The following is a 5,849-nucleotide window of genomic DNA, read 5'->3' as shown; positions in this document are numbered from 1 at the left end:
CGGAGGCGATCTCGCCCTTCCACGTCCACCCCTTGCCGGCGGCCGCTCCGTTGTTCAGCCACGCCCGTACCTGGCCCTCGTCCTGGACGACCAGGTAGTCCTCCAGCCCGTCGCCGTTCATGTCCGCGAGCCGCACGTGGTCACTGGGCGCGCCCACACCCGAAGCGGCCTCGCCGATCGGGTTCCAGCCGGGGGTCGCCGGCTCCGGGCCGGAGCTCTCCGGCGGATCGCCGGGGGCGGGCCCGCACGACCAGGGGCCGCCCGGGACCGGGTCGGCGATGACCCGGTTCTCGATGGCCAGGCTGATCGCCCGGTGGAAGGCCTCGGCCATCTTGCGGTAACCGCTCGCGTTGGGATGGAGCGAGTCGTTCATGTCCGCCGGTGTGACGGCGCCCATGCCGACCAGCCGGACGCGTCTGCCCTCGGCCGCCAGGCTGGTGACCGTGGCCGCCAGCCGGGAGTTGTAGGCCTTGATCCGGGAGTTGATCGTGCCGTCGAGCGAGGGCACCAGCGTGGCCACCAGGACGACGGTCGTCCGGGAGACGTTGGTGATCTCGCGGATCAGCCGGGCGAGCCGTGCCGGCGCCGCGCCGACGTCGAAGTTCTGCGACATGTCGTTGGTCCCCAGGTGCAGGGTGACGACATTGGGCAGGTAGCTCAGGATGGCGCACTCGGTCACCGCGTCGACCTGGTCGATCCGCCAGCCGTGATGGCCTTCGTGGTCGGTGTCGGAGATGGAGCCCGCCCCGTCGTCCAGGGAGCCGACGTAGTCCACGCCGTGCCCGTCTTTCTGCAACTGCTGCAGCAGTCCCAGGCGGTAGCCGACGCCGCCGGGGGATCCGCCGACGCCCCTGGTGATCGAGTCGCCCATCGGCATGATCCTCAGGTTCGCCGGGGGCAACTGACCGAGCCGGTCGAGCTCACGTTGCAGCGCCGGCGGGACTTCCCGCCCGACCTGGGGCATGAAGCCGCGGAACCATTCGGCCGCCGCCCTGACACCCGCGGTCGCCCAGGATCCCAGCCAGGCGACGGCTTTGGAGATCGCCTCGCTGATCGCCGTGAAGATCGCCTCGGAGTTCGCCTTGGAGAACTGCGTCACGAACTCGATGAAGGCGCCGGCGAGCGCGCCGATGATCGCGGCGGCGATGACCGTTCCCCAGAATTGGGGGGTGGACATGTCCTCGCCGTTGAGCTTCGCGGCGACGAGACGTCCGGTGACGACGGTGGTGGCTCCCGCCAGTGATTTGCACACGTACGGGTTGGCCGTCGCCATGAAGCAGCCGAGCAGCGTCAACGCCCCGGCGGCGGTGCTCGCCGCGATGATGATGATCCAGTTCACGAAGGACGAGGCCGACGCGCCGATGTCATCCTTGGAGATGACGATGCGAAAGCCGGTGTCGGTGATCTGAAGGGTTCCAGGGATGTCCGCGGGGACCTCGGGCATCGGCCCCGGGACCTGGCCGCCGGCCGCGCCCTCACTCATCAGGTCGTCGAAGATCTCGTCCAGCATCGAGGTCTCGTAGAGCGAGGAGTACGCCCGCTCGGCGGCCGCCCGGTCGAAATCGGGCACCGCGAAGTCGAGCACCAGATCGGTCGCCGGCGCCGCGGAGGCCGCCCGCGCCCCCGTCGTGACCTCGCCCACGATCAGTGCGGCGACCACCGCCAGCACGATCCAGAACCGCCGCTTGGAGGCGGTCATCCCTCGGACACGGCGATGCGCCGGCCCACCCATCACCCAGATTGTGCCGGTACCAGACATGTCCCTCGCTGTCGGTCGAGGACGGACACCCCCTGCGGGTGTCTCGCATCACCTGAACACGCGGGCAAGCGTGGCACGCACCCCATGGCGGGCGATGAACTCCGCGTTGCGAGGTGACGAACTTCCGTGCACCAGGGCGCTCACGGGGAGGCCGTCGCATTCCATCCCGGCACTCGTTTCCGCCCCACGACCGTCAGGCCGTTCCGGCCCGTCCCCACGACCGTCAGGCCGTTCCGGTTCGTCCGCCGCGTCTGGCGGGAGGGCCACCGTGGTGACCCCGTCGGCATGGGCGGCCAGGGAGGCGCCGATGGGGGCGCTCGTCGCGGTGTCCCACAGACGCACAGTGCCGTCCTTGCCGCTGGTGGCCAGAGTCCGTCCGTCAGGGCTGAAGGCGAGCGAGATGATCGCGTTGGCGTGGGCGGTGAAAGGGGCGCCGTGAACGCCTCGGCAAGGCCCCCAGGGAACCCAGCGTCGTAACCCTCGTCCCAGAGCCGGCCGCCGGGCCGGTCCCTGAGAAACCGGTGCCCGCCGCCTCCACCCGCTGACGAACAGCCGGAACGACCCGGCCACAAGCGATTCCCGCCCGCGCGCCCACCGACCTGCGGCCGGGAGCCGCAGCCGTCCCTCAACCGCAGTCGGCATCACGGCGTCGTCGAGCCGGTCTGGCGAGAAGGCGGCAGCGGGCGACCAGATCGTCTACCTCGTTGAGAACGGGCGCTGCGTCATTGCCATCACAGCAGGGCGGTTTGGTTCGTCGGCCGGGAGGCGGAGCCTCCAGTCCGCACAGTCTCCACAGTGCCGCGTATACATCGTGCGCCTTGTTGCGGTCATCGTGTGGACCTACCAACAACACCCAGGCTCGCCCAGGCTCTTCGAATGCGACTACAGCACGGATGGGGCCTCGCAGATGTCTGACGCATAGTCGGCTCACCGGGATCTCTCCGGTAAGCCTGTATCCCAAGGCTGCGCAACCTCGAGATTCAAGGTCGTCCACGAAAGCGCCAAGCGCTGCGAGGTCGGCTCCTCTCAAGGTCCCAGCATATTTCTCCGCCAGGTAGGGGAAAATACCTCAGTCTTCATCTGCAAGGTGTTCAGGCTCCGTCGAGTGCAACGTCGATCTGACTTCCCGCCACGGTCGGCCCTGTCCCAGCCGCATCTGGTCAAGACTTTCGGCCAGTTCGTCGCTTTCCAGGAACTCTTCATCTTGGAGACGGTTCCAGACGGCGTCGAGGAGATGCCGCGAGCGGCCCGCCTTGCGAAGGTCATGGACCAGAGTCGCCACGGCGTACAAGCGTTCTGCCTCCAGCATTAGGCGAGGCTTGTCCTGTGCGGTGGTGAGCACTCCCTGCTTGGCCCATGCGCGGACGGTCTTCGAATCCAACTTGAGGATCTTCGATGCGGTCGTCACGCGTACCGGCTCAGCATGAGAGAGCAGATCCGAGACCACCTCCCTCACCTTGTCGCGAGTGTCTGCCTCATGGGTACTGGAAGCCACCTGATCCAGCTTCTTGGCTTGATCGAACAAGGTGAGTGCAGCACGTTCCTCGGCGTCTTTCCTGCCAGAGGACTGTCCGGTGGCGGGCCCATGGTGGCGCTCCGTCGAAGCAGCGGCGCGATGTTGATGCTCTCTCATGCCGCTCTGCGGCGACTTGCGAGGCTTCACGACAGTCATCGATGGCTCCCTCGTCTTCCCGATGCCGCGAAAATCGGGAGTCAAGCGATCTCGTTGCCGTCTTCGCCGGTGAAGCGGGTGAGGCCACAGCAGTCGCGGACGACGGAACGCCGTCAGATCGACACGTATGCACAGTAGAGACTCCGCGCCCGCCGGACCGGCCATGTTCGGAAGCGGCTGTCATCCTCCTCGGCTCCTTCCCGCACCCCTGATCGAGGGGGCGTGCGGCGGGGAGCCCGGTGAACCTCAGGTAGGGCCATACGACAACCCGGGGTTTGGTCATGTGAGTGCTGGTCGGTGTGTCGCCGGGGCCGGCCGGTGCGCGGTCGTGGTGGGGGATCCGCGGCGGATTGAGGGTCACGGCCAGATCTCCGGTGGTTCTTCGATCGTCTCGCCGTCGAGAAAGCGGGTCAGCAGGCGGGGAAGTGCGCGGGGATAGAACTGGTCGGGGCTGGCCACCACCTCGGCGATCGGCCACCAGCGGAAGTCGAAGTAGTCCTCTTTCTCGTAGTCCAGCCGGTCGCGGTCGTCGATGTCGGGTCCCGGCCCGGCCAGGCGGATCTGGACGACGACCTCGTGCTGGAGATGGCGGACGTCGCGGTGGCGGAACGAGCCGTCACGGGTCCAGGTCGGCGGCCCGATCTGTTCATCGCCGATTGTGATGCCCGTCTCCTCGCGCAGCTCGCGCCGGGCGGCCTGGCGGTAGTCCTCACCGGGGTCGAGGCCGCCACCGGGCAGCTCCCACCACTGACCGAGTTCTGGGGCGGTGATCTCGTGGGTGTGGAACAGCAGGATCCGGTCGAGAGCGTCACGCACGACCAGCCGCACGACATCGCGTTCCACGATCGGCAGATCCTGAGGAAGATCCTGAGGCAGTCGGGTCATCGAATATCGCCTTCTCCGTTCGTGCTCGGCGTGCCCGTGCGTATGGAGACGATCGATCGCATGGTCATCGATGGTTTGTGCAGGCGATCGAATGTCGTACCGCGGTCTCTGGGCACGACATATGGCGTCGTACCCGCTGTTCGGCCCTTGACGTCGTTCAGCCGGTTCGCCACGTGTTCATGAGCGGCGGAGACGATGTACAGCGGCGGACCAGTTCACGTTCGTTCACCCGTGGTGGCGGCGCCGGGTCCGCCGGTCGGAGAGGAAACGCCTGCTCGCCAGGACGATCAGCCATACCTGGACGGCGAGTATGGCCAGTGCGATAAGTCCTGCCACTCCGGTGGCCTGTTCCTCGGAAAGCCCGCCGCCGCAGTCCGTTATGTTGCCCCCCTCGTATGAGGAGCATTGAGGCCAGAGCGCCGCGACGATGTACCAGTCGACGAGCAGAAGCGGGACCGCGCCCAGGAGAACGGCCACTGTGGTGAGAATCAACCTGCCGTCGGTCTGGTCGGTCTTTTCCGGGACAGGTTCGAGACGCCTGCCAAAAGCCGATTCACGACTCACTCGAAACACTCAAACATGAGAAGGTGATCACGGCAAGTCCGGGACACCGAGGGATCGGGTCTGCGCGAGCGTCGACAGGCTCGAACACCGCTGGCCGTGCCGCCCGCGGTGGCGAACGCGATCCGCGGATGCCGTACGTCATCGACGAACATCTGCGCTCTCCGACCGAACCGCTAGACGCGGTCGTACCGCATCACCACGACCTGGGAGTCGCAGGTGCGCGACTCGGTCAGCCGTAGGCCCAGACGTTCGTCGCGGGGGACGAACAGTGGCCGGCCGCCGCCTAGCACGACCGGGTGCACCGAGATGTGGTACTCGTCGATCAGCCCGTGGTCGGTGAGAGCGGCGGCCAGGCCAGAGCCGCCCGTGAGCAGCAGGTCCTTGCCGTCCTGCCGCTTCAGCTCGGCGACCTGCGCGGCGAGGTCGTCGCCGATGATCCGGGCGGCCCAGTCGTCCTGCTTCAGTGTGCTCGAGAAGACGATCTTGGGCGTGTCGCGCCAGCGAGGGGCGAACTGCAGGACGTGCGGGTGGTCCGACATCGACTCGGCGTTCGGCCAGAAGGCCACCATGCCTTCCCAGACGCCGCGCCCGTAGAGGAAGGTGTCGCAACGGTCGGCCAGCGCCTCGGAGTACGCCGACAGCTCCTCGCCCATCACCGGCCAGTCGAACTCGCCGTTCGGGCCGTCGATGTGGCCGTCGATCGAGGTGTGCACCCAGAAGATGATCTTACGCATGTCCGGCTCCTGTTCTCGGGCGGCTTCGCCCTTCGCTTTCACAAGTGAGTCGGAGCCGTGGCGAGCTTCTCTACATCCGGCATCGAAATCTTCTCCGGGCCCACGACCGCCAGGCCGTTCGGCATCGTCCGCGCCTGCCCCTAGTGTCATGCGCCTGAAATTCGTCACTTAAATTTCTATGATTGCCGCATGTCGTCTTCGGGGCCGTCTGCGGTGGAGATCAAGCTGACCGATA

General features: G+C 66.9%; 6 protein-coding genes. All 6 read right to left on the bottom strand.

All coding sequences use genetic code 11. From position 1 onward, the window contains the following. Nucleotides 1-1,699, bottom strand: a 1,699-nt coding sequence (locus ABZT47_RS34305; protein ID WP_354851714.1) for an SGNH/GDSL hydrolase family protein, incomplete at its 3' end; no start/stop codon positions are given. A 108-nt stretch (nucleotides 1,700-1,807) separates the two neighbouring features. Then, a complete protein-coding gene (locus tag ABZT47_RS34300; RefSeq protein WP_354851873.1) occupies nucleotides 1,808-2,401 on the bottom strand; it encodes a hypothetical protein in 594 nt (197 codons plus the stop codon). Nucleotides 2,402-2,828: 427 nt separating this feature from the next. Further along, nucleotides 2,829-3,431, bottom strand: a complete 603-nt coding sequence (locus ABZT47_RS34295) for a hypothetical protein (RefSeq protein WP_354851712.1) — start codon at nucleotides 3,429-3,431, stop codon at nucleotides 2,829-2,831. 357 nt (nucleotides 3,432-3,788) lie between these two features. Further along, a complete protein-coding gene (locus tag ABZT47_RS34290) occupies nucleotides 3,789-4,316 on the bottom strand; it encodes an NUDIX domain-containing protein (RefSeq protein WP_354851710.1) in 528 nt (175 codons plus the stop codon). 225 nt (nucleotides 4,317-4,541) lie between these two features. Further along, nucleotides 4,542-4,880 (bottom strand): hypothetical protein, encoded by a 339-nt coding sequence (locus ABZT47_RS34285; RefSeq protein WP_354851708.1) that lies wholly within the window; start codon nucleotides 4,878-4,880, stop codon nucleotides 4,542-4,544. 173 nt (nucleotides 4,881-5,053) lie between these two features. Then, complete coding sequence (locus ABZT47_RS34280) at nucleotides 5,054-5,614, bottom strand: dihydrofolate reductase family protein (protein WP_354851707.1); 561 nt, start codon at nucleotides 5,612-5,614, stop codon at nucleotides 5,054-5,056. Between the last annotated feature and the right edge of the window lie 235 nt (nucleotides 5,615-5,849).

Source organism: Sphaerisporangium sp. NPDC005289 (assembly GCF_040607455.1).
GTDB classification, from domain to species: Bacteria; Actinomycetota; Actinomycetes; order Streptosporangiales; family Streptosporangiaceae; genus Sphaerisporangium; species Sphaerisporangium rhizosphaerae.
Note: the sequence above shows the minus strand (reverse complement) of the source record. Positions and strands in the feature narration are given on the sequence as shown.

What these genes read in the sequence shown, in the direction of transcription:
- ABZT47_RS34290 (WP_354851710.1), bottom strand. Translation starts at nt 4,316, where the DNA reads ATGACCCGACTGCCTCAGGATCTTCCTCAGGATCTGCCGATCGTGGAA.
- ABZT47_RS34295 (WP_354851712.1), bottom strand. Translation starts at nt 3,431, where the DNA reads ATGACTGTCGTGAAGCCTCGCAAGTCGCCGCAGAGCGGCATGAGAGAG.
- ABZT47_RS34300 (WP_354851873.1), bottom strand. Translation starts at nt 2,401, where the DNA reads ATGCCGACTGCGGTTGAGGGACGGCTGCGGCTCCCGGCCGCAGGTCGG.
- ABZT47_RS34280 (WP_354851707.1), bottom strand. Translation starts at nt 5,614, where the DNA reads ATGCGTAAGATCATCTTCTGGGTGCACACCTCGATCGACGGCCACATC.